This is a genomic window from Sphingomonas desiccabilis (assembly GCF_004135605.1).
Classification (GTDB): Bacteria; Pseudomonadota; Alphaproteobacteria; order Sphingomonadales; family Sphingomonadaceae; genus Sphingomonas; species Sphingomonas desiccabilis.
Genome location: NZ_SDPT01000004.1, coordinates 151,914 through 173,067, shown reverse-complemented (window position 1 = coordinate 173,067; position 21,154 = coordinate 151,914). Strand labels below are relative to the sequence as shown.

The window sequence follows — 21,154 nt, the reverse complement described above, 5'->3', positions numbered from 1 at the left end:
CGGCGCATAGGCGACGTGTTTGAGGTTGGCGAAGTCGAGCGTCTTCTTGGCACCCGAATAGCCGCCCAGCGCGCTGATCTTCCAGCTGCCGGTCTGCCAGTTCATCTCGCCGCCGAACTGGCGATAGTCGGTGCTGTTGCGATATTCCTTGCTCAGGAACTCGTGCTGGGTGTTGGTATAGGACACGTCGCGCAGCACGATGATGCCGCTGTCAGCCAGCGTCGTCGCGTCGAACTCGTGGATTGTCTCCAGCGTCGAGTTGCTCGATGCGGAATAGCCGGCCGCGTCATATTCGTCCTCGACCGTGTCGTACGAACCGGCAAAGGCGTCGAAGACGAGGTTGAACTGGTCACTCGGCTGATACTGGATCGAGCCCGACAGGCCCAGCCGGTCCTGGTCGTTCTGATAGACGCGGTCCCCGACCTTATCGAGGAACACAATCTTGTTCTTCATGTCATCGGTGAAAGTCACGCCCGCATCGCGCGCCAGCACGGCGATCGCCTGATCGCGGTTCTTGCCGGCCTTGTCTGTCCAGCGCGAGATCGGACGGAAGTTGATGCCCGAGTTGGAGTCGGTGCGGTTGGTGCGCTGCTGCTTGGCGACCGACACGAGCACGCCGAAGTCGCCAAAGGTGTTGCTCGCCAGGAACGAGAAATTCGGGTCGATCTTTTCGGAGATCGAGTTGTACGCACCCTCGGCGCTGCCAACCAGGCGCAGGCCGGGGTTGTCGAACGGCCGCGCGGTGCGGATGTAGACGGAGCCGGCGATGCCGCCCTCTTCGTCCGCGGCGGTCGGCGACTTCTGAACCGTCACCGACTGGATCAGTTCGGAGGCGAAGATGTCGAACTCGACGTCGCGCCCGCCCGAACCCGAGGCGGTCGCCAGCTTGTTGATCGACACAAAGGTAAACTCGGTCGGCAGGCCGCGCACGTTCACGCGGGTGCCGAGGCCCCGGTCGCGCTCGATGGTGACGCCGGGCACGCGCTGCAGCGCTTCGGACAGGTTCTGCTCGGGGAAATCGGCGATGTCGGTCGCGACGATCGAGTCCGAGAAACCGATCGTGTTGCGCTTGATGTCGATCGCTTCCTCAAGGCTGCGGCTGTAGCCGGTGACCACGATTTCCTGAGCGGGATCTTCGTCCGCGTCCGCAATCGGCGCCGTCTGGGCAGAAGCGGATGCCGCCAGCAAGGAAGCCGCAGCGGACCCGACTAGAAGATGCGCAGTCCTTTTAAGCCGAGTGTATTTCTGAAGCACCTTACCTCCATTTGGATATTCCATCGGTGGGAAGATGCATTGGCGCGGCGCATGCCTACGTTCTCCGACCTGCGAAACCTCCGCAGCCACTCCGTATCGGTTGCGATCTCCGCTACCTGCCCGGCGGTTGCTTGACGTGCCGATGCCGGCGCGCCGCCTCTCCCAAAGACTCCGCTCGAACCTTCCCCACCAACTCCGCACAAGTGTGTCGACAAGGTCGCCGACGCGCTGCTGCTGCGGCAAGAGCTATGCCCAACCGCCTCAGGAGCCCCGTTGAAGACGAGTTGTTACGTCGGCATGACGCACACTCTTGATTAGTGGCGATGAAGGACGCGCGCGTGCTACGCGCGACGATGGTTGGTGATCAGGTTGGCTTGCTGACGGGGCGCGCAGGCAAGGTCCAAGGCGGTAAATCTGAGCTCGCGACTAGGCTCTCACTCGGATCCCTCGCATGGTCACGGTTGCGAATGCCGACGGTGCCGGGCGTGCTAGGGTGATCACCCCCCGCAGGCCAGCGGGAGGCGCTGCTGGCAACGCAACGAGCAGAACTCAGCTATGCGGCGATCGCGCATCCGTGAAGACGTAGCGTGCAGCCTGTACGCCACGGCGGCGATCGCATTGCTCGGTGCGACCGAGGGGCAGCGGCCATGATGGCGGCGCGAGTTTGGCCAATCCCGCACCACGAGATAGAATTGCATCTGCGCGCGACCACCTCGACCATCTCCCCGCATCCAAGCGACGCGAGCTCGCGCACGTCGTGCGCGTGCTGTTCGAGGAATTCACCACCGCGCTCGCCGGGGCCACGCAGAACTGGAAGTGCATGGGGCGCATCCTCAAGCTCGTGCTCTACGGCAGCCATACACGGGGCGACTGGGTCCATGATCCTGTCGGTGGTTTCCACAGCGATTATGACATCCTCGTCGTCGTCAATGACGAGCACCTCACCGACTTCGAGCTGCGGTCTGCGGCTGAGGACCGGCTGATGCCGACGTCACCATCAACAAAGCGCTGACTGCACCGGTCGGCTTCATCGTCCATAGCCTCGACGATTTGAACGCGCAGCTCGAGCGGGCGACCGTTCTTCATCGACATCGTCGGCGGCCAGCCCATCTCACGGAGGAAAATGGCCGTGAGCTGACTGGAAGGTTACGAGCCGCCGGACACGGAAAGCCGACGCTTGTTTATTTCGCCGCGGGGCCGCGATTACCGTGTACGAAGGTTCAGAGTTGCTTGGACAGCCCTCTAGACGGACACACCTCCACTGCGGTGCTGTCCTTCATCTCGCGCTTGCGGTGGAGCTGAAGTCTGCGGTCCTCAACAGCGGCCCGCATGGCGCTCTGCCATGTAGCGTCCTGGCGAGGTGCCGAGTGCCTTGCGGAACATCGTCACGAAGCTGGGTACGCTTTCATAGCCCAGATCGCCCGCGACCTGCTGGATCGAGGCGCCTCCGGCGAGCCACCTCACCGCCAGGATCACGCTGAACTGCTGGCGCCAGCGGCCGAAGCTCATGCCCGTCTCGCGCCGTATCAGCCGCTCCAGCGTCCGTGTGCTCATGCCGGCCCTGTCAGCCCACGCGTCCAGAGTTCCCCGGTCCGCCGGCGTCGCCATCATATGGTCGATGATGCGGCGAAGGCGCGGATGCGTTGGCATCGGCAGGTGCAGGTCCTCGGCCTTGGCGGCTGCCAGCTCATCGAGCAGCACTGTCACCAGCCGTGAGTTCGCACCGCCCTCCTCATACAGGAGGGGCAGATTGGCGGAGCGGATCAGGAGTTCACGCAGCAAGGGCGTGACCGATACCGCGCTGCAGGTCGCCGGAAGGTGGACGGCGACATCCGGGGCAACAAAGGCACCGTAGCCCTCCAGCGCACCCGTCACCTTCATCGCGTGTACCGCACCGCCCGGTATCCAGATGGCGCTGCGCGGCGGAACGATCCACAGGCCGCCTTCGACTTCGCAGCTCAGCGCGCCGCGCTGCACGAGCAGCAGCTGGCTCTTGGCGTGGCGGTGTGGATCCAGTTCGAAGTCGCCGAAGGTCTCGGACGCGAAGCCGTACGTTACGACCGGACGCGGCACATCGTCGGGCTCGACCCAATCGGTCTCATCCGAGAGGTCGTTCAGGAGCGGCATGGGCAGCCCTCGCCCTCAATGGCGGATCTGGATAACAAACTGTCGAGCCTTCGGAATGACGCCAGCTTCGGCGCCTCGTATCTGCTCGCTTCGCATCCGTCGAGGCCGATCGGCCTCCCATCGCGAGGACATCAATGACTAGTTTGAACAGCGGTCCCGTCGGCCAAACGCTTATGCAGCTTCACCGGGATGCCGAAGCGGCGGACGCACCTTTCATCCAGAAGATGATGGCCGACCTCGAAACGTCGGGCGAGACGATCGAACAGGCAGCGACGCAGCTGATCGCTGACGAGCGCAGCGACTATCGCAAAGTATATAGTGGGCACGCCGAGCACTTCCTGTCCGTGACGCCGCAATATGGCCGCTTCCTCTACGCGATCGCTCGCGCCTGCAAGGCGAGACGGATCGTGGAGTTCGGCACTTCGATGGGGGTCTCGACCATCTATCTCGCCGCGGCGCTGCGCGACAATGGCGGTGGGCAACTCATCGGGTCCGAGCTGGAGCCAGGCAAGGTGGCGCGGGCACGGGCGCATGTCGAAGCGGCAGGCCTTGCGGACCTGGTAGACATTCGCGAGGGCGATGCGCTCGAGACGCTCAAAGATGTCGGCGGTGAGGTCGATCTGGCGTTGGTGGACGGCGCCTGGTCGCTGTACCTGCCGGTGCTCAAGCTGATCGAGCCGCGGCTGCGGCCCGGCGCGGTGATCCTGGCCGAGAACGCCTTTGCAGACGATTACCTTGAGTATGTCCGCGATCCCGCGAATGGCTATCTCGCATACACGCTTCCGATCGACGAAGGTCGCGGCAATGAATTTGCCGTGCGAGCCCTGTGACGGTTCCGGTGGTGTCGGATCATAGAGCCGCGAAGGCTCCCGGCCGGCTCAGCAAGGCGCTGCTCGGCCTGTTCATGAAGCGGGCGGCCATTGCGGCGATCGAGGACGTTGCCGATGGCTTTCGGCTCGTCACGCTGAGAGGGGCGGCGCTCGAAGGCGCGTCCTGGGCGCCAGGGCACAAGATCCAGGTCGCGATGGGCTCCACATTCGTCGCGCGGACCTATACTCCAATGGATTGGGACGCGGCGGCGGGAAGCACCCGCATCCTCGGCTATGCGCACGGCGGCGGCCCGGGAAGTGCGTGGTTGCGCGGCCTCAGGGTGGGCGACGAATGCGAACTCTTCGGGCCGCGCAGCTCGCTCGATACCGGTCGCGCGACATTGCCGCTGGCCGCCTTCGGCGATGAAACCTCGATCGGGCTCGCTTACGCGCTGGCATCGACGAACCGGCTCGACCCCATGCGCTGCTGCTTCGAGGTCAACGATATCAGAAGCGCCAGCCAGGTCTTGGCGCGCCTTGGCTTGCAAGGAGCGACGCTGGTCGGGAAGCGCGGAGACGATGCGCACCTCTCAGATTTGGAGGCGGCGCTCGGCCCGACCGTTGCCGCTGGCGGCTCTTTCGTGCTGACCGGCAAAGCCAGCACGATCCAGCGGCTTCGGCAAAACCTTAGGTGGGAGGGCGTATCAACAGCACGCATCCTCACCAAAGCATATTGGGCGCCCGGAAAACGAGGGCTCGACTGACCCGCAGACCAACTGCGGCTCCGCTGGACCGCGGTTGGCCGCTTTGAAGAGACCCGATTACCGACATTCAAGCCAAGTTCCGCTCACCGATAGAGGCCGGTCGTTCAGGACGTGCTGAGCGTCGTTCGTGCCTTATTGGTCAAGAAGCCGCTTTCCAGGATGCATCACTCGCGGACAGTTCAAGCGGCGGCAGCGCGTTCGATCTCGGGGGCAAGGGTCGCAACGAAAACATCCATGGTCCGCTCGCCCAGGTCGACCACCTTCGCGCCGCCACCAGCTACGACCGCCACATCGGTGATGCCGATGACGCCCAAGATCAGGCGCAGGTACTGGGTGGCGATGTCGCGGTCCCGAATCGGCGAGCCCTCGGTATAGACGCCGCCCGAGGCGAGCAGCACCGTGGCTTTCTTGCCGGTGACCAGACCACTGCCGTCGAAGCCCAGGGTCAGCCCCTTGCGAACAATATGGTCTACCCACGCCTTCAGCGCTGCGGGTACATTATAGTTATAAACCGGCGTTGCGATCACGATGTGGTCGGCGGCAAGTATCTCGCCAACCAGCTCATCCGACAGACGCAGCGCCCCCTTCATCTCCGGTGAGTGCTGCTCCGGCGGCGTGAAATAGGCCTGGAGCCAAGGCGCGGTCACGAACGGCAGGTCGGTTTCCATGAGGTCGCGAGCGACGATCTCGCCATGGGGGTGCGCGGCCTGCCACTCTGCGACGAAGCGACGGGTCATGGTGCGCGAGATGGAATGATCGCCGCGCGGGCTGGTCTCGACGACGAGAAGCTTGGTCATGATGGTATCCTTGAGCTGGTTATCCGAAGCGGAAGCCGGAGATCGGCTTTCCGAGCGCATGTCCGTGGAAGGCGGTTCGGCCGGGCTCTCCGGACGCGGCACCCGCCGCCACCATCAGCGGCAGCAGGTGGTCTTCGCGCGGCTGCGCCTGACGGGCGCCGGGAGCCTGCTCCCAGGCGATCAGCGAACGGTCCCGCGTGTTGCCATCCGCCATCGCTTCGCGCAGCCATGCGTCGAAGGCTTGCGCGTCGGGATCGGCTCGTCCGCTGCCGCCCATGAAGCCGCGCATATTGTGGTAGCTCTGGCCGCTGCCGACGATCAGCACGCCCTCTCCGCGCAGTGGGGCCAGCGCGCGACCGATGGCGAGATGTGCTTCGGGATCGAGCCCCTGCTTGAGCGACAGTTGAACAGTCGGGATGTCGGCTTCAGGGAACATGACCTTGAGCGGGACGAACACGCCATGATCCCAGCCGCGTCTCTCGTCTGCGCCACTTTCGATGCCCGCACGACAGAGCAGGTCGCGGACCCGCGCTGCCAGCGCCGGATCGCCGGGCGCGGGCCATGTCAGTTGGTAGGTGTGTTCGGGAAAGCCGCCATAGTCGAACAATAGTGGCGGCGTCGCCCCGGCGTTGACCGTCGGGCGCGCCTCTTCCCAATGACCCGAAATTACGAGGATCGCGCGCGGCTGCTCTTCGAGCGTTTCGGCGAAACCGAGGAGATATTGCTCCAGCTCCGTCCACGCCTTCCGCATCGGACCGGGATCAAGGAAGAAGCACGGGCCGCCGCCGTGGTTGATGAAGAAGGTCGGTTGCATGACGCCGATCTAGCCGCCACGCAGGGCAAGCAGGAGAGATCAAATTGTGATCGTCTCCATCGGCGGAGATGATGGACCATGATCGGCAACCTCAGCCTCGATCAGTTGCGCGTACTGGTGACGATCGTCGACGCAGGCAGCTTCTCTGCCGCAGGTCGGAAGCTCGGGCGCGCGCAGTCGGCGATCAGCCAGGCGATCGCGACGTTGGAAATGCTGCAGGGCGTCGCGCTGTTCGATCGCGGCGGCTACAAGCCGCGCCTCACCGAAGTAGGACGCGTCCTCGTCGACCACGCGAGATTGGTGCTGGCGAGCGCCGCGCGGTTCGAGGCGGTGGCGGCGGGCGCACGCCAAGGGCTCGAACCCGAACTGGCGCTCGCTATCGACCCGCTCGTTCCGACGGCGCCGCTGATCGACAGTTTGCGTGCCGTCGGGGAAACCTTTCCCGACCTGCCGGTCAGCTTCTCGACCGAAGGTCTGGGCGGTTCGCTGCGGCGGCTGCGGGACGGCTCAGCCGCGCTGGCGATCTGCTTGCTGCTCCCCCACTTGCCAGAAGATATAGCCGCGTACCCGCTGCTGCGGATCGGCATGCGGCCGGTTGTCGCACCCTGTCATCCCTTGGCCTCGCTGGGCCGCCCCGCCCGGCGCGACGACCTGGAGCCCCACGTCCAGCTCGTGCTCTCCGACCCGGTCGATCCGTGCGGCGCGAACTACGGCCTGTCGAGCGCGCGGCTGTGGCGCTTCGTGGATCTCGGCCGACGGTTCGACTTCTTGGTTGCCGGCTTCGGATGGTGCCGCATGCCGGAGCATCTGGTCGCGGCACCCATCGCCGACGGGAGATTGATCGAGATCGAGATCGAGGACGATCCAACGCCCAAGGAAGGGCTCGTCATCTATGCAGCACACCGGCGGGACCACATGCTGGGTCCTGCCGGCCGCTGGCTCCTCGACACGCTGCGACAGCGCATTGGGCGTTGACCGAAAGCCATCTACGATTGCAACGCCTCGACTTCGTAGTTCTTCGCCCAGGCGTTCAACTCGCCTGGGAAGATGTCGTGCACCAGAAAGAACCGGTCCCAAAACGGCGTCTCTCGCAGCTTCTCGCAGAAGAGCTGGTAGCTGTGGTGGTCCTTGGCTTCGATCATCCAGATGTCACTGATCTTGGCCGTGTAGAACTCGACATCATACCAGTTCAGCCGAACGCGTCCCCTGAACGCGTCGAGGATGGGCTGAAACGTCTCGCGGGCATGGGACAAGCGCGTCTCGAAGGAGAAGCCCAGCCATTCCGGCGAGGTCTTGACCATGAAGAACGTCGTGAGTGCGGCTTCAAACTGAACGGGTTGCGTATTCATGATGCATCCTTGCGTCGCTGATTGACGTCCTTAGGATGCGAGCATCTGCTCAGATCCACTACTCGCATTGGTTCCGATGACGGCACAGGCTCCCGACCAGCGCGCACGCCCTCGCAAACAGCCACGACAGGCGCGTGCACGGCATACCGTAGAGGCGATCATCGAAGCGTCTGCTCGCATTCTGGAGGAGCAGGGGCATGGCGGGTTCACTACCAACGCAGTGGCGGAGCTGGCCGGCGTCAGCATCGGCACATTGTACCAATATTTCCCCGACAAGGACGCGCTGCTCGGCGCGCTGATCGCCCGTGAGACGACCCTCCTTGTCGAAGAAGCCGAGGCTGCCTGCTCGATGGCAGCGGGAGAGCAAGCGCTCAATGCCCTGATCGTGGCGGCCGTGCGCCATCAGGTCCGTCGCCCTCGACTGGCGCGGCTACTCGATTTCGAGGAAGGCCGTCTGCCGTTGGATACGGAGACACAAGTCGTCAGGACCAGGTTCATGGCAATTCTTGCGGAAATCCTCGCTCGCTCGGACCTTCCCAGGCAGTCGGAAATGGCGACTGCAACGGGCGACGTCGCAGCAATCATGCGCGGGATGATCGATGCCGCCGGTGAGCGAGGTGAGCACGGGGAGGAAGCGCTTGTAGCGCGGGTTCGCCGAGCCGTACTCGGCTATCTTTTGATAGCGACTTGCAGCTGCCCCTAGCTGCCGTACCTGTTACCTATGCAAGCTGACCAGCGTCTCGTGCTTCCGGCAAATGTATCGACAAACACGCGCAGCTTGCAAAGGGGAGAGGCGGTCATTGTTGCACGGGAACCAGGATCAGTCGGCGTTTGCGGGGGCTAGTCGCTAAGCGACATGTAGTCTGTTAGGTGTTGCAAGCCGGCCGGTACTGGACCGAAACCTGAACGGCTGCTCGCGGCCAGAAATCGGCATTAGCTGCCGTTCGCCAGTAGCGTCGAAAGAACGAGTGCGGTCTCCCCGACACGGTCATACTACTTTGTTGGGTCAACCACCTTAGCCGCTTACCCTGCCGCGGGCGCTCAAAGGCCGATGATCGCGGCGCGAGGAGTATTTGCGTCCGCCCTCCGCTCCCTTATCAGCGAGCAGCTAGGGGAGGAATAGATGAGACGAGCAGAGCGGCGCCCCTCTATCGTTGGCGAGCGATGGCCGATGTTCTGGGCAGGATGTGCCGCGATCAGCGCCGGTGTGGCGTTGCATCTGCCGATGTTCGCCATGGCGCACCAGATGGGAAACCACTTGGCCGGTATGCCTATGGACGGCTGGATGTACGCCGGTATGGCGTTGATCCTCGTCGGGGTGCCTGCTGCGATTTTTGGCGCACTCCCCAAGCACCGCGTACGTCACGGTGCCGATGCAGGCACGATGTTCGAAGCGCCCGATGCGACGCCGTTCGGTGGCTGGCACGGCGCCGTACTGTTCGTGCTCACGCTGGGATTGATCATCGACACGATGAAGCCGGCGACGCTCGGTTTCGTGCTCCCGGGTATGCGCCATGAGTACGGCATTCCCGCTGCGTCTGCAGCCCTTCTTCCCTTCGTAGCGCTGCTTGGCACCACCGTCGGCTCCTTCGTGTGGGGCTGGCTTGCGGACATCTACGGCCGGCGCGTCTCCATCCTTCTCTCCACCATCCTGTTCGTCTCCACATCCATTTGCGGCGCAATGCCGTCCTTTGGATGGAACCTGTTGATGTGCTTCCTGATGGGCTGCTCGGCCGGCGGGATGCTCCCTGTGGTCTACACGCTGCTCGCTGAAGTCATGCCGCCCCGACACCGCAGCTGGGTGCTCGTGCTCGTAGGGGGGACCGGGCTCGTCGGCGGGTATCTTGCCGCCAGTGGCGCGGCGCATCTCTTCGAGCCCGAGTTCGGCTGGCGCAGCCTCTGGCTTCAGGGCTTTCCAACCGGACTGCTTCTGCTTGCCCTTGCCCGATGGATCCCGGAATCTCCACGATTCCTGCTCGAGCAGGGGCGCGAAGCGGAACTGGCGCAAATGGCCCGTCGCTTCGGCATCGTGCGTCGTGAGCCAGTATTGCAGCGACCCAACGCGGCACCCGCGGCTCAGCACCATGGACAGCTTACGGCAGCGCTCGTGATCACCGCCCTCTCGTGGAGCTTCGTGACGTTCGGTTTGCTTCTCTGGCTTCCTTCCGACCTCCAGGAGCGCGGCTACAGCGCCGGGCTCGCCAGTGGAGTCATCGCCAGCTCCGCTCTGATCGCCTTGCCGACGATCATGCTGGCAGCGTTGCTCTACAGCCGGTGGAGCAGCAAATGGACGCTGATCGGCACGATATTGCTGACCCTGTTCGGGCTCGCCGGCGCTCTGCTGCCGCCCGTCATGTTGGCGTCCCCGCCGCTGTTGATCGCCGTCATTGCGATGCTGGTCGTCGGCAGCAACGGGATGATCGCGGTGCTGCTGCCCTATGCGGCGGAAAATTACGCCTTGGGCGTGCGGGGTCGCGCCACCGGCCTGATTGCAGCCAGCAGCAAATTCGGCGGCGTGGCGGTTCAGGGGTTCGCGCTGATCGGTCTGATACCGACGCTGGGCGGCGCCGCGCTGGCGCTGTTGCTACCCATGGCGGCTTCCGCGGGCCTTGTCGGTATCGTGGGAAGAGAAACGCGCGGGCGCAGCTTGCGCGATCTGGAAGCGACAGCCTGACGGGTCGCCGTTCTCCGGCAGAGTCGTGTCTAGCCACACTGACGCCGAGCCCTGTCACACGAACGGCAGCTTTCGGGTTCGTCGGCGCCCCTGCTGAACGACCGGGTATGAGGCGCATAGCTGGCCGGCAGGTCACAACGTGAGGTGCCTACCACTTCAAAGGTCACGAGCGGAATGCCAAGTTTGCAGCACATGCTCGAGGAGCAGACACCCCGCGGCGGGCGGCGACGTCGCTGCAAGTCTTGGTCGGGATGCTTGGCGCTAAATTTCGCCCCTGGCCGCGGCGTGAGAGGCGATAAGCTGGTCGATGTTCTGCAGGAAACTTGCCAGTACGGGCGAGGGGTTGTCCGCGCGGTAGCCGGCGGCGATCTCGATTGTCGGAGGGCGGCCCCTGAGCGGCCGACTGACGACTGAGCGGGGCAGCAACGGCTCCACATAGGCTGGAAGGAGGGTGAGCCCCCCGGTGGATGCAACAAGCGAGATCCCGGTCGCGAAGCCGTCTAGAAAATGGCTCGGAGAAACGGTGACCTCGTGCTCACGCAGATAGCACTCGACAATGCCGCGCAGAACGTGCGGTGTGTCCGTGTACCCGACGAACGAGACGCCATCGAGTTCGCGCGGGTCGATGTCGGCTTGAGCCGCGAGAGGATGGTCGAGTGGGAGCACGACTACGATCGGCTCGTACGCGATCACCTTGTAGGTGACGTCCGGCTGCGGTTCGAGACGCGAGACACCGACGTCGATCTCGCCCCGCTGGACCGCGGCTGCGACCGCTGGCGAGAAGTCGCTTGTGACCCGGAAGTCGATGTCCTTCAGTTGATCGCGCAGAACCTGGGTGAAGTGTGAAAGCCACTCGACCTCCTGCCCGGTAAGAAAGCCGACCGAAAAGCTGGCTTTGACCGGGCGAGCCGCGCGCCTTGCCGCGGCGACTGCCTCGGCCGCCTGGGCGAGCGCGAGGCGGGCATGGTCGAGAAACGCCCGACCGGCCTTCGTAAGCTCAACCCCTCGCGAGGTGCGCACAAACAGTTGTGCGCCGACCTCGAACTCCAGGTCGCGCAGCTGGCGACTCAAGGAAGGCTGCGCCGTGTGCAGGCGCTTCTCGGCCGCCAACGTCAGGCTGCCTTCCTCGGCCACGGCGACGAAATACCTTAGATGGCGCAGCTCCATCCGTTATGCCTAGCAGGTATGACTCGTAAAGCTACAAAGTCTTTCCGCTTCTCGACTCTCCAGTCCATATAGCGCTCATCTGAAGAAGATGGACTGGCCGTTATGCCAGTCAGGTATCGCCAACAGTTCACCCGCGTGTCGCGCATCCCGTGCTTTTCGGGGCGAGAGCGCCTGTGCCGAAGGAGCAGGATGATGCCGTCCGACCCGTTCGCTGCGCTGACCTTCATAACCGGTCCCGCAATCCTGACCAACGCCTGCGCCATCCTGCAGAACGGCGTCAACATCCGCTACAACCTGGCGATTACGCAGTGGCGCGAGTTCCGCGCATCTGTCGCAGAACAAGACGACAGGCTTGCCCTACTCTTTGTCGACCCGAACCTCGCCCTCCGGCTCGCCGAACAGCGCGTTCGCCTGCAGCTCCGCGCGCTCGGCCAGCTGAACGCGGCCGCGGCCCTGTTCGGCGCGGTCACGGTTTGCGGGCTGGTCGGTGCCTTCCTCGTCCAAACGCTTTCGGTGCCTGCGGGCCCGGTTAGCCTGTTCATGGTCGTCGCGGGCGCCGCTGCGCTTGCAGTGATGCTCTCGGCGATCACGACCCTTTTCCTCGAGGGCGCCTGTGGCCGGTCGATGGTGCGGTTGCACTACCCTGCGGCCGACTATTCCACACGCCGCGCCGCAACGGGAGCCTCCTGAAGGCGCGCCGCGCTCCCCTTCACCCATTCTGTCGGCGGAGGACCACCGAGCCGGCAGCAAACCCAGCCAAGAAAGGCCCTGACATGACCACTGTATCGATCGTTACCGGCGGCAGCCGCGGCCTCGGCCGCAACACCGCCCTCAGCATTGCCCGCCGCGGCGGCGACGTAATCTTCACCTATCGCGACAACGCCGAGCAGGCGCAGGCGGTGGCGGCGGACATCGAAACGCTTGGCCGCAAGGCCGCCGCGCTTCAACTTGACGTCGGCAATGTTGCCGCGCTGCCGGATCTCGTCGAGCGGGTTCGGGCCACGCTCCAGTCGTGGAGTCGCGAGAACTTCGATCACCTGGTCAACAACGCCGGCCACGGCGAGATGGCAGGCTTCGCCGAAACGACCGAGGCGCAGTTCAACAAGCTGTTCGACGTGCACGTCAAGGGTGTGTTTTTCCTCACTCAGGCGCTGTTGCCGTTGCTTGCTGACGGCGGGAGGATTGTGAACTTCTCGTCGGGCCTTACCCGGATCACGTATCCGGGCTTCTCCGCCTATTCGGCGGCGAAGGGCGCGATCGAGATCCTCACGCTCTATCTCGCCAAAGAACTCGGCAGCCGAGGCATCACCGCAAACACGATCGCGCCCGGCGCGATCGAGACCGACTTCCTCGGCGGCGCGGTGCGCGACACGCCCGAATACAACGAGGCCTTCGCCAACATGATCGCGCTCGGGCGCGTTGGTGTCCCCGACGACATCGGGCCGGCCGTAGCCGGCCTCCTCGGACCCGATAACCGCTGGGTGACCGCGCAGCGCATCGAAGTCTCCGGCGGCCAGAACATCTGACGCCAAGCTCGACTGTATCGGCGACAAACCAAGGAGAAGAGCAATGACCAAGATACTGATCGTCCTTTCGGCAGCCGACAAGTGGACGCGGACCGACGGCTCGCTTTACGAGACCGGCGTCTGGGCACAGGAGTTCGTCGATCTCGACAAGCCGTTCCTGCGCGCCGGCTTCGACGTTGACCTCGCCAGCCCCGGCGGCGTGGTGCCCACCATGGACAAGCGCAGTCTCGACCCCAAGCTGGTGGGCGAGGACGTCGCCGAATGCATGCGTACCTATCTTGCGCAGAACGCTGAGCGGATCGAGCATCCGCTGGTTCTCGCCGACATCAATCCCGCCGACTACGGCGCGATCGTCGTCCCTGGCGGGCACGGCCCGGTCGAGGATCTCTACAAGGATCCGGACATGGGTCGGGTGCTGCTCGAGGCCGACCGGCAGCGGAAGGTCATTGCGGCGGTGTGCCACGGCCCCGCCGCGCTGCTCGCGGCGCGCGACGCGAGCGGCAGCTGGCCCTTCGCCGGGCGCAAGATGACCTCGCTCACCGACGAGGAGGAGATTGAGTTCGGCACCGCCGAGAACGCCCCGTGGCTGCTGGCAGAAACCTTGCGCAAGCTAGGCGCGGCCTTCGAGCAAGGACCCAACTGGAAGACCCACGTGGTCCAGGACGGCAACCTGCTGACCGGACAGAACCCGCAATCGTCGGCGGCGCTGGCCGAGATGGTCATCGCGGCGCTGCGCTAGTGCCGAACTGCCAAGTGCCCGCGAGGCCGGTTCGCGCCGGCCTCGCGGTCTCCGTCATGAACTCAGGAGCAAGGACTAAGAACTATGTGACGGCCCGCGACGGCGTCGAGATCTTCTACAAGGATCTCGGACCCAAGGACGTCCAGCCGATTCACTTCCACCACGGATGGCCGCTGTCGTCCGACGAATGGAACGCGCAGCTGCTGTTCTTCCTGCATCGCCGATCGACTGGGGAAAACGCCGGCCGACTTCGTGCAGCAGGCGGCGGCCGATGTCCTCGATCACGCTGTTGATGTGGATGCGCGAGGGAACGTGGTGGATGAAGAAGATCAGCACTGTGATCGAGCAGACCGCCAGCAGCAATGCAATCAGCACAGCAAGGTTCGGGACGAACCCGGCACCGCCCGTCTCCTCCGGCGAGCGGATCGTCCGCAGCACGATGAGGCAGTAGAGGAAGGTCGCGATGAAGGTGCCCAGCGTCACCTGATTGCCGCGATCGCGCATGAAGTTGCTGAGCAGGCGTGGGCCGTATTGTCCCGACGCATAGACCACGGCGGCAATGGTGACGGAAAAGACGGTGCCCGCCACCGTCACCATGGACCCGCCGATCGCGGACAGAAGCTGGCGTGCGCCGCTGGGCCGCGACGCGTAGAGCCACGGCAGCCGGTCCATCCAACCGGAGCCTTCATAGCTGTCCAGCCACACCATGCCGCCAGCCAGAAGCACGGCGGCGAGCGCCATCAGCGAGGGGAGGAACCAGTAGCTCTGACGCAGTTGGTCCGCCAGGCGGAGCAGCCCGGCCCTCATCCGTCATGCCGGGGCAGCGCGGCGCGGTCGCCCGCCCGCGTAGCCGCTATCACACTGAGACTGCCGTCCGTTTCCAAGACCACGGCCGCCAGGCGGGTGAGGTCTCCGAATCCGGCGCCGCGCACGGCCGCGCGCACCTCGTCGCGTGTGACCCGTTCGCTTGCCAGCGCATCGTCGCGGAAGCGACCGTCGGCGAGCAGCACGCGTGGCTCCGCCTTGGCAAGCTGCTCTACGGCGCGCGAGCGACCCGAACTCCATGCAACGACGAACTGCAGCGCCGCGAGCAGCGCGAAGGCGAGCACGCCTTCCGCAAGCGCCACGTCCTTCGACAGCAGGATCGTCGCCAGCGTCGAACCCAGCGCCACGGTAACTACCAGGTCGAACGCGTTCATCTTGGCCAAGGTTCGCTTGCCGCTGATCCTGAGAATGGCGACCAGCGCGACATAGGCGAGCGCGCCGACCAGCAGCACGCGGCCCAGCCCCTGCCAGCTATCGAACAGCATGCGACAAACCTCCTGCGTGCATCACCCGGCCCCATGCTCCTCAGTGCAAGGCATCCAGCCGCTGCCTGACTCGGAGGGGAACGCTTTGTGTGTCCCATACGGTCCAGCGGAACCTGGAAGCTGACCCGGTCGCTGTTCAACTATGCCGGACGCGACGGACCTGGACGGAGGCAACCCGAGTCGGATCGGCCTCGCCGCCGACCGCACCATGCTGGCCAGCGAGCGCACGCTGGCGGCTTGGTGGAGAACAGCGCTGGCGGCGCTGGCCGCCGCGGTGGGATTCGCCAAAATAGCCGGGGACATCGGGCCGCCCTGGCTGCCGCGGCTCGCCGCGATGCTGCCAATCCTGCTTGCAGGATTGGTGCTGTTCGTAGCTGCTCGCCGCTACGTCCAGACCGCGCGGCGAGTGGAGGCGGAGTGCGTCGAGCGAGTGCCCACGGTCGAACTGTGGCTCGGCACCGGCCTTTTGGCCGCACTGGCCGTCGCAGTCACGGTGCTGGTCTGGTCGGAGTAGGTCAGTCGGAACTGCGACCTGCGGCGCGATTGCCGCAGCGGATGAGGCGGAAGGTGGCGACCGCGGCTTGCCGATGGATCACCGCTTTGCGGTAAGCGGGAACAGCAAGCATTTCCAACAAGGTGTCCGCGCTAGGATAGCGCGCAACGAACGCTGTACCGGCGATAGGCTTTGGCGCCCGTCAACGCCTCGGCCGCGGCTGGGGGGCGTCGCGGTAGAGCGCGTACGAGGCGGCGAACTGGTCCCATTCAGGCTCACGTGATCCGACGCGCGTGGCGGAAACGGGCGTAGCGGTTGAGGAGATCGTTGCTCAGTTGCTTCCCAGTATGGCCGGTCACGTCATGCGACTGGTCGCCTTCGGAGGAGTGCGCAACGGCACGGTAGTGAAGGCGATCCGAAGCGGCTTCGATGCGGGCATTCGCTACGAAGGCACCTTGCCGGAGGACATGATCGCGCGAAGGCTTTCGCGAACATACGCTGGGTGGCGGCCGCCGCGCCTGCCTATCTCGAGCGCTTCGGTTCCCCCGCCACCCCACAGGACCTGCAGGAGCATCGCTGCGTGCGCATCAGGAAGGGGGTGGCGCGGCAAGCGGGAAAGGATGCTTTGGTGAAGTGGCTAGCAAGGATAGGCCCTGCGCGGATATGGCCGCCTTCATGACGATGCCGACCGATGAGGAACTCGCAGCACTGGGGGAGGCGTTCGACCTGTTCACGCGCCGCTACAAGCTGGCGGAGGCGCTTTCCCCCGAAAAGCCGCTCAACGAACTGGATAAGCAGGTGCTGTTCTACGTCGCCAAACACCCGGACTGCGGGCCGTCCGACGCCGCGCGTTTTATTGGGGTCGCAAACACCACCATTTCGTCGGCGACCGATCGTCTTGCCAAGCGCGACCTCCTCGAACGACACCGGCCCGAGGCGGATCGCCGCTCCGTCGCGCTTCGCCTCACTCCCGGCGGACAGCAGCGGGTGGACACCATGTCGGCCATGTACGGTGAACTCCACCGGCGTATGCTGGAACCGCTGACGGCGGACGAGCGGGGACAGCTCATCGCGATGATGGCAAAGATCATCTCGTACGACCCTTGAATAGTACGAAGTTCGTCGTATCATCCCGGACGCGCAGATCACGCGCGACCGGGAGTGGCGGATGGCTATCAGGATAAACGGAACCGAAGTCGCGCCGCCAGAAGACGCGCGCGTGTCGCTGCTCGATCTGCTGCGCGAACGGCTGCACCTCACCGGCACCAAGCTGGGCTGCAACCAGGGCGCATGCGGCGCGTGCACGGTGCTGGTCGATGGGAACAGGGTCCTCTCCTGTCTGACGCTTGCCGTGCAGGTGGACGGCCGCACGGTGACCACGATCGAGGGGCTGGGCGCCGATGGCCTCCATCCGCTTCAGGCGGCGTTTCTCGAGCATGACGGTCTCCAGTGCGGCTATTGCACGCCCGGACAGATCTGTGCCGCGTCGGCGATGCTGGCGGAGGTCGAGGCCGGCGTGCCGAGCTACGTCACGCGCGACCTTTCCGGCCCCGTCCGCCTCTCGCGCGACGAGGTGCGCGAACGGATGAGCGGCAACCTGTGCCGTTGCGGCGCGCACAATGGCATCGTCGACGCCATTCTGGCGGTCGCAGCGGAGCGCGCGGCATGACCCCCGTTTCCTACCTGCGTGCGGGCAGCGCTGCTGATGCGCTCCGGCTGGGCGCAGTACAGGGGCACCGGCTTCTCGGCGGCGGGACCAATCTGGTGGACCTCATGCGCAAGGGCGTCGAACAGCCTGGAGTGCTGGTCGATGTCACAGGCCTGCCGGCGCTGATCGAAGAGGCGGCGGACGGCAGCATCGTGATCGGCGCCGCCGCCCGCAACAGCAGCGTTGCGGCGCACCCGCTGGTGCGGACCCGCTACCCGATGCTGTCGCGCGCGATCCTCGGCGGCGCCTCCGCGCAGATCCGCAACATGGCGACCGTCGGCGGCAACCTGTTGCAACGGACCCGGTGCCTGTACTTCGCCGATGCCGCGGGATCGCGATGCAACAAGCGCGAACCCGGCAGCGGGTGCGACGCCCGCGGCGGGTTCACGCGCTACCATGCGATCCTTGGGGCGTCGCCAGCGTGCATCGCCACGCACCCGTCCGACATGGCAGTCGCGCTGGCGGCACTGGATGCCCGCGTGCATCTCGCAAGCGCCGAGGGCGTGCGCACGCTCTCCCTGCTCGATCTGCACCGCCTGCCGGGCGATCGCCCGGACCTGGAAACGGTGCTCGCGCCTGGCGAGATGATCGTGGCGATCGAACTTCCCCCGTCGGACGTTGCGGCGCGTTCCATCTATCGCAAGGTGCGTGACCGGGCGAGCTACGCCTTCGCGCTCGTCTCGGTCGCAGCAGGGCTCGCGTTGGACGGCGACCGGATCGTGGACGTGCGGATCGCGCTGGGCGGCGTTGCGGCCAAGCCGTGGCGCGCCTTGCGGGCGGAGGCGACGCTGCGCGGCGGACCGGCCACAGCCGAGGCATTCGCGCGCGCTGCGGAGGTGGAGCTTGCCGAAGCGGCCCCGCTGCCGGGCAACGCATTCAAGGTGCCGCTGGCGACGCGGACGATGGCAGCGGTCCTCGCCCAATTGAGCGGAGAGCAGGCATGAGCAGGGTACAGAACGTCCTCGTCGGCTCGGTCCGCACCGCGCTTGGCTGGGTTCCGGCACAGTGGCTGCCCGGCGGCACCCCCGATCCGCTGATCGGCCGGCACGGTGAGATCGGCCGGCAGGCGTCGCGCGTCGATGGTGCGCTCAAGGTGCAGGGGCAGGCACGCTTCTCGGCCGAAGTGGCGATGGAGGGGCTGTGCTACGCAGCCCTCGTGCACAGCACGGTCACGCGGGGGCGGATCGCTCGGCTCGACACGGCTGCGGCGGAGGCGGCACCGGGCGTGCTGCTCGTCGTCACCCATCGCAACATGCCACGGGTCGCCAGCCCGTCGCTGATCTCGATGACCGACCCGACCGCTACCGGCAACAGCAGCCTGCCGATCCTTCAAGACGATCAGGTGCACTATAACGGCCAGGTGGTCGCGGCAGTGGTGGCCGAAACCCAGGAGCAGGCCGACCATGCCGCATCGCTGATCGCGATCGACTATGAAGCCGCGCCCGCCGAGACGCGCTTCGAAGAGGCCAAGGCCGGCGCCCGCGTGATCCCTTCGCTGCTGATCGAGCGCAACCACCTGTCGTTCGGGCGTGCCGAGCGCGAGCTGGCGCGATCCCCGCACAAGGTCGACAATCGCTATCGAACGCCGTGGCAGAACCACAATGCGATCGAGCTCCATGCGCTGACCGTTGCCTGGGGAGACGACGAGCTCACGGTTCACGACACCACGCAGATGATCGCGGCCGAGGCTGCGACGCTGGCCAAGCTGTTCGGGCTCAAGCGCGAGCAGGTACGCGTGCTGTCGCCGTTCGTGGGCGGCGGGTTCGGCGGCAAGGGCTTCTGGGATCATCAGGTGGCCGCCGTCGCGGCCGCGCGTATGGTCGGCCGACCGCTCAGGCTTCAGCTGAGCCGCGAAGGCGTCTACCGCATCATCGGCGGTCGCAGCCCGACCGAACAGCGCGTCGCCATCGGCGCCGACGAAGACGGCCGCTTCACCGCATTGCTGCACGACGGCTGGTCAGTGATGCCGCCTTATGGTGCGTGCCCGGAAGCCTATACGCTGGGCACGCGTGCCGCCTATCGCGCAAAGAGCTTTGAGATCCTCCAGCGCCACGTCGACATGGCGGTGGTGCCCAACACCTTCATGCGCGCGCCTGGTGAGGCGATCGGCACCTTCGCCCTGGAAAGCGCCGTCGACGAACTGGCGCATGCGCTGGCACTCGACCCGATCGAGCTGCGCCTGCGCAACCTGCCGGACAAGCATCCGATCACCGGCGCGCCTTTCTCGCAACATGCGCCGGCCAAGTCGTGGGCCGACGGTGCCGCACGCTTCGGGTGGGAGCGCCGCTCGACGACGCCGGGCGCGCGACGTGAGGGCGAGTGGCGGATCGGCATGGGCTGCGGAAGCGGAAGCTTCCCCTATGTGCGGATGCCCGGCGCCGCCGTTCGCCTCTCGGTCCGACACGACGGCACCGCCAGCCTCGCCTGTTCGGGACAGGAGATGGGGATGGGCACGGCCACGGTGCTGGCGCAGCAGGTCGCGGATCGGCTGGGCCTGCCACTTGCCGCCGTTTCGATTGAAATCGGCGATTCCGCTCTGCCGGCCGCGCCGCTGGCCGGCGGATCGGGCCAGACCGTGTCGATCGCCGGCGCGATCCTGGCAGCGGCGGAGAAGTTGCCCGCCGAACTGCTGCGCCTGGCCGGTAACGACAGCCCGCTAGCGGGGCTGCGACCGGGCGAGGTTCGCTTGGCGCGGGAAGGGCTTGCCGGTGCCGAGGAGCCGAGCCGGCACGAGAGCTTCCGATCGATCCTGACGCGCGCCAACCGCGACGAGGTGAGCGTCACGGCCTCTGGCACGCCGCCGCTCGAGATGCTGAAGTTCGCGATGCACAGCACGGCCGCCATGTTTTGCGAGCTGCGCGTCAGCGACGTGACGGGAGAGGTGCGGGTGGACCGGCTGCTCGGCTCCTTCGACTGCGGCGCGATCCTCAACCCGCGCACGGCAGCGAGCCAGTTCCGCGGCGGCATGATCATGGGGCTCGGCCTCGCCTTGACCGAGGAGACGCTGTTCGACGAGCGCAGCGGCCGCATCATGAACCCGACCCTGGCCGACTACCACGTCCCCGCGCACATGGACGTGCCGGAAATCGAGGTGATGTGGACCGACATTCCCGATCCGCGCTCTCCGCTCGGCGCACGCGGCATCGGGGAAATCGGCATCACGGGCGTGGCGGCGGCGGTCGCCAATGCCGTGTTCAACGCGACGGGCAAGCGGGTGCGCGACCTTCCGATCACCCTCGACAAGCTACTTTGAGGAACTTGGAATGGCGCTTCGGTGATGGCCTGGTAGTGGATGGCCAGCCCTTCTCCGAACCAGGATCGCCACGCTGCGGAGGGTTTGTCCGCCGTCTTCCAAGTGCTGGCTATAGCCTTCGGGAGCGCCTGCTGCGCCTGATGCCCTTCGAGCGCGATCCGGATGGCTATCTTTGCTCGGGTCAAACGATCGTCACTCACCGGCGATGTCATCACGGATTAGCGGTTTTCCACAGACGGTGCAGCGCGCGCGGAAATCGAGTCCGTCGTGCCAAGTTCGGTGAGAATGGCGATGGCCGACCAATCTGCAAAGCACGCGTCCAGGCAAACTTTGTCCCCTCCCATTTTTCGGATCGCGACCCGGGCCCTGG

At 65.5% G+C, this 21,154-nt stretch carries 21 protein-coding genes and 2 pseudogenes; 15 read left to right on the top strand and 8 right to left on the bottom strand.

All coding sequences use genetic code 11. From position 1 onward, the window contains the following. On the bottom strand, positions 1 to 1,188 hold a 1,188-nt coding region (locus EO081_RS16655), incomplete at its 3' end, for a TonB-dependent receptor plug domain-containing protein (RefSeq protein WP_240697749.1). Between the two features lie 730 nt (positions 1,189 to 1,918). On the opposite strand from EO081_RS16655, the gene EO081_RS16650 reads away from it, so the two are divergent. Further along, positions 1,919 to 2,266, top strand: a complete 348-nt coding sequence (locus EO081_RS16650; protein ID WP_183948002.1) for a nucleotidyltransferase domain-containing protein — start codon at positions 1,919 to 1,921, stop codon at positions 2,264 to 2,266. A gap of 302 nt (positions 2,267 to 2,568) precedes the next feature. Here the strand turns inward: EO081_RS16650 and EO081_RS16645 are convergent, their stop codons facing one another. Then, on the bottom strand, positions 2,569 to 3,381 hold the full coding sequence (locus EO081_RS16645) for an AraC family transcriptional regulator (RefSeq protein ID WP_129343551.1): 813 nt from the start codon (positions 3,379 to 3,381) through the stop codon (positions 2,569 to 2,571). A gap of 134 nt (positions 3,382 to 3,515) precedes the next feature. Here EO081_RS16645 and EO081_RS16640 point away from each other — a divergent pair, with 134 nt between their 5' ends. Both EO081_RS16640 and EO081_RS16635 read left to right on the top strand, forming a co-directional pair. Next, positions 3,516 to 4,211, top strand: a complete 696-nt coding sequence (locus tag EO081_RS16640; protein WP_129343550.1) for an O-methyltransferase — start codon at positions 3,516 to 3,518, stop codon at positions 4,209 to 4,211. Beyond that, positions 4,208 to 4,954: a siderophore-interacting protein gene (locus EO081_RS16635; RefSeq protein WP_206364398.1), complete on the top strand. Its 747-nt coding sequence runs from the start codon at positions 4,208 to 4,210 to the stop codon at positions 4,952 to 4,954. The genes EO081_RS16640 and EO081_RS16635 overlap by 4 nt, the downstream gene beginning before the upstream one ends. 179 nt (positions 4,955 to 5,133) lie before the next feature. On the opposite strand, the gene EO081_RS16630 is transcribed toward EO081_RS16635, so the two are convergent. Both EO081_RS16630 and EO081_RS16625 read right to left on the bottom strand, forming a co-directional pair. Further along, complete coding sequence (locus EO081_RS16630) at positions 5,134 to 5,751, bottom strand: FMN-dependent NADH-azoreductase (protein WP_129343549.1); 618 nt, start codon at positions 5,749 to 5,751, stop codon at positions 5,134 to 5,136. 19 nt (positions 5,752 to 5,770) lie between these two features. Beyond that, positions 5,771 to 6,565, bottom strand: a complete 795-nt coding sequence (locus tag EO081_RS16625; RefSeq protein WP_129343548.1) for a DODA-type extradiol aromatic ring-opening family dioxygenase — start codon at positions 6,563 to 6,565, stop codon at positions 5,771 to 5,773. A 78-nt stretch (positions 6,566 to 6,643) separates the two neighbouring features. On the opposite strand from EO081_RS16625, the gene EO081_RS16620 reads away from it, so the two are divergent. Beyond that, entirely contained in the window at positions 6,644 to 7,540 is an 897-nt protein-coding gene (locus tag EO081_RS16620; protein ID WP_129343547.1) for a LysR family transcriptional regulator, read from the top strand. A gap of 11 nt (positions 7,541 to 7,551) precedes the next feature. Here the strand turns inward: EO081_RS16620 and EO081_RS16615 are convergent, their stop codons facing one another. Then, entirely contained in the window at positions 7,552 to 7,914 is a 363-nt protein-coding gene (locus EO081_RS16615) for a darcynin family protein (RefSeq protein ID WP_129343546.1), read from the bottom strand. Between the two features lie 76 nt (positions 7,915 to 7,990). Here EO081_RS16615 and EO081_RS16610 point away from each other — a divergent pair, with 76 nt between their 5' ends. Then, positions 7,991 to 8,617 carry a TetR/AcrR family transcriptional regulator gene (locus EO081_RS16610; RefSeq protein WP_129343545.1) on the top strand — a complete coding sequence of 209 codons (627 nt, stop codon included), beginning with the start codon at positions 7,991 to 7,993 and terminating at the stop codon, positions 8,615 to 8,617. A gap of 420 nt (positions 8,618 to 9,037) precedes the next feature. Then, positions 9,038 to 10,588 (top strand): MFS transporter, encoded by a 1,551-nt coding sequence (locus tag EO081_RS16605; protein ID WP_240697748.1) that lies wholly within the window; start codon positions 9,038 to 9,040, stop codon positions 10,586 to 10,588. 261 nt (positions 10,589 to 10,849) lie between these two features. Here the strand turns inward: EO081_RS16605 and EO081_RS16600 are convergent, their stop codons facing one another. Beyond that, on the bottom strand, positions 10,850 to 11,755 hold the full coding sequence (locus tag EO081_RS16600) for a LysR substrate-binding domain-containing protein (RefSeq protein ID WP_129343544.1): 906 nt from the start codon (positions 11,753 to 11,755) through the stop codon (positions 10,850 to 10,852). A 189-nt stretch (positions 11,756 to 11,944) separates the two neighbouring features. Between EO081_RS16600 and EO081_RS16595 the strand changes: the two genes are divergently transcribed. The 4 genes and pseudogenes from EO081_RS16595 to EO081_RS17155 all read left to right on the top strand — a co-directional run. Beyond that, positions 11,945 to 12,445 carry a hypothetical protein gene (locus tag EO081_RS16595; RefSeq protein ID WP_165284668.1) on the top strand — a complete coding sequence of 167 codons (501 nt, stop codon included), beginning with the start codon at positions 11,945 to 11,947 and terminating at the stop codon, positions 12,443 to 12,445. 83 nt (positions 12,446 to 12,528) lie between these two features. Beyond that, complete coding sequence (locus tag EO081_RS16590) at positions 12,529 to 13,281, top strand: SDR family NAD(P)-dependent oxidoreductase (protein WP_129343542.1); 753 nt, start codon at positions 12,529 to 12,531, stop codon at positions 13,279 to 13,281. A 43-nt stretch (positions 13,282 to 13,324) separates the two neighbouring features. Then, entirely contained in the window at positions 13,325 to 14,020 is a 696-nt protein-coding gene (locus tag EO081_RS16585) for a type 1 glutamine amidotransferase domain-containing protein (protein WP_129343541.1), read from the top strand. A 56-nt stretch (positions 14,021 to 14,076) separates the two neighbouring features. Next, positions 14,077 to 14,241 (top strand): annotated as a pseudogene (locus EO081_RS17155) (alpha/beta fold hydrolase); the annotation flags it as partial. 55 nt (positions 14,242 to 14,296) lie between these two features. Here EO081_RS17155 and EO081_RS16575 read toward each other — a convergent pair. After that, positions 14,297 to 14,761, bottom strand: a pseudogene (locus EO081_RS16575) (DUF2254 family protein); the annotation flags it as partial. 62 nt (positions 14,762 to 14,823) lie between these two features. Further along, positions 14,824 to 15,330: a DUF421 domain-containing protein gene (locus tag EO081_RS16570; protein WP_129343540.1), complete on the bottom strand. Its 507-nt coding sequence runs from the start codon at positions 15,328 to 15,330 to the stop codon at positions 14,824 to 14,826. A gap of 142 nt (positions 15,331 to 15,472) precedes the next feature. Here EO081_RS16570 and EO081_RS16565 point away from each other — a divergent pair, with 142 nt between their 5' ends. From EO081_RS16565 to EO081_RS16535, 5 genes are all read left to right on the top strand, one after another. Then, positions 15,473 to 15,844, top strand: a complete 372-nt coding sequence (locus EO081_RS16565) for a DUF202 domain-containing protein (RefSeq protein ID WP_129343539.1) — start codon at positions 15,473 to 15,475, stop codon at positions 15,842 to 15,844. A 654-nt stretch (positions 15,845 to 16,498) separates the two neighbouring features. Then, positions 16,499 to 16,930 carry a MarR family winged helix-turn-helix transcriptional regulator gene (locus tag EO081_RS16550; RefSeq protein WP_129343538.1) on the top strand — a complete coding sequence of 144 codons (432 nt, stop codon included), beginning with the start codon at positions 16,499 to 16,501 and terminating at the stop codon, positions 16,928 to 16,930. Positions 16,931 to 16,991: 61 nt separating this feature from the next. After that, positions 16,992 to 17,492: a 2Fe-2S iron-sulfur cluster-binding protein gene (locus tag EO081_RS16545; RefSeq protein ID WP_129343537.1), complete on the top strand. Its 501-nt coding sequence runs from the start codon at positions 16,992 to 16,994 to the stop codon at positions 17,490 to 17,492. Next, positions 17,489 to 18,475 carry an FAD binding domain-containing protein gene (locus tag EO081_RS16540; protein ID WP_129343536.1) on the top strand — a complete coding sequence of 329 codons (987 nt, stop codon included), beginning with the start codon at positions 17,489 to 17,491 and terminating at the stop codon, positions 18,473 to 18,475. Before EO081_RS16545 ends, EO081_RS16540 begins: the two co-directional genes overlap by 4 nt. Beyond that, positions 18,472 to 20,784, top strand: coding sequence for a xanthine dehydrogenase family protein molybdopterin-binding subunit (locus EO081_RS16535; protein ID WP_129343535.1), 2,313 nt, complete (start codon positions 18,472 to 18,474; stop codon positions 20,782 to 20,784). The genes EO081_RS16540 and EO081_RS16535 overlap by 4 nt, the downstream gene beginning before the upstream one ends. Positions 20,785 to 21,154: the final 370 nt, after the last annotated feature.

Excerpts from the sequence above, each read along its gene's own strand:
- EO081_RS16645 (WP_129343551.1), bottom strand. The coding sequence starts at position 3,381 with ATGCCGCTCCTGAACGACCTCTCGGATGAGACCGATTGGGTCGAGCCC.
- EO081_RS16640 (WP_129343550.1), top strand. The coding sequence starts at position 3,516 with ATGACTAGTTTGAACAGCGGTCCCGTCGGCCAAACGCTTATGCAGCTT.
- EO081_RS16630 (WP_129343549.1), bottom strand. The coding sequence starts at position 5,751 with ATGACCAAGCTTCTCGTCGTCGAGACCAGCCCGCGCGGCGATCATTCC.
- EO081_RS16625 (WP_129343548.1), bottom strand. The coding sequence starts at position 6,565 with ATGCAACCGACCTTCTTCATCAACCACGGCGGCGGCCCGTGCTTCTTC.
- EO081_RS16620 (WP_129343547.1), top strand. The coding sequence starts at position 6,644 with ATGATCGGCAACCTCAGCCTCGATCAGTTGCGCGTACTGGTGACGATC.
- EO081_RS16615 (WP_129343546.1), bottom strand. The coding sequence starts at position 7,914 with ATGAATACGCAACCCGTTCAGTTTGAAGCCGCACTCACGACGTTCTTC.
- EO081_RS16610 (WP_129343545.1), top strand. The coding sequence starts at position 7,991 with ATGACGGCACAGGCTCCCGACCAGCGCGCACGCCCTCGCAAACAGCCA.
- EO081_RS16605 (WP_240697748.1), top strand. The coding sequence starts at position 9,038 with ATGAGACGAGCAGAGCGGCGCCCCTCTATCGTTGGCGAGCGATGGCCG.
- EO081_RS16600 (WP_129343544.1), bottom strand. The coding sequence starts at position 11,755 with ATGGAGCTGCGCCATCTAAGGTATTTCGTCGCCGTGGCCGAGGAAGGC.
- EO081_RS16595 (WP_165284668.1), top strand. The coding sequence starts at position 11,945 with ATGATGCCGTCCGACCCGTTCGCTGCGCTGACCTTCATAACCGGTCCC.
- EO081_RS16590 (WP_129343542.1), top strand. The coding sequence starts at position 12,529 with ATGACCACTGTATCGATCGTTACCGGCGGCAGCCGCGGCCTCGGCCGC.
- EO081_RS16585 (WP_129343541.1), top strand. The coding sequence starts at position 13,325 with ATGACCAAGATACTGATCGTCCTTTCGGCAGCCGACAAGTGGACGCGG.
- EO081_RS16570 (WP_129343540.1), bottom strand. The coding sequence starts at position 15,330 with ATGCTGTTCGATAGCTGGCAGGGGCTGGGCCGCGTGCTGCTGGTCGGC.
- EO081_RS16565 (WP_129343539.1), top strand. The coding sequence starts at position 15,473 with ATGCCGGACGCGACGGACCTGGACGGAGGCAACCCGAGTCGGATCGGC.
- EO081_RS16550 (WP_129343538.1), top strand. The coding sequence starts at position 16,499 with ATGACGATGCCGACCGATGAGGAACTCGCAGCACTGGGGGAGGCGTTC.
- EO081_RS16545 (WP_129343537.1), top strand. The coding sequence starts at position 16,992 with ATGGCTATCAGGATAAACGGAACCGAAGTCGCGCCGCCAGAAGACGCG.
- EO081_RS16540 (WP_129343536.1), top strand. The coding sequence starts at position 17,489 with ATGACCCCCGTTTCCTACCTGCGTGCGGGCAGCGCTGCTGATGCGCTC.
- EO081_RS16535 (WP_129343535.1), top strand. The coding sequence starts at position 18,472 with ATGAGCAGGGTACAGAACGTCCTCGTCGGCTCGGTCCGCACCGCGCTT.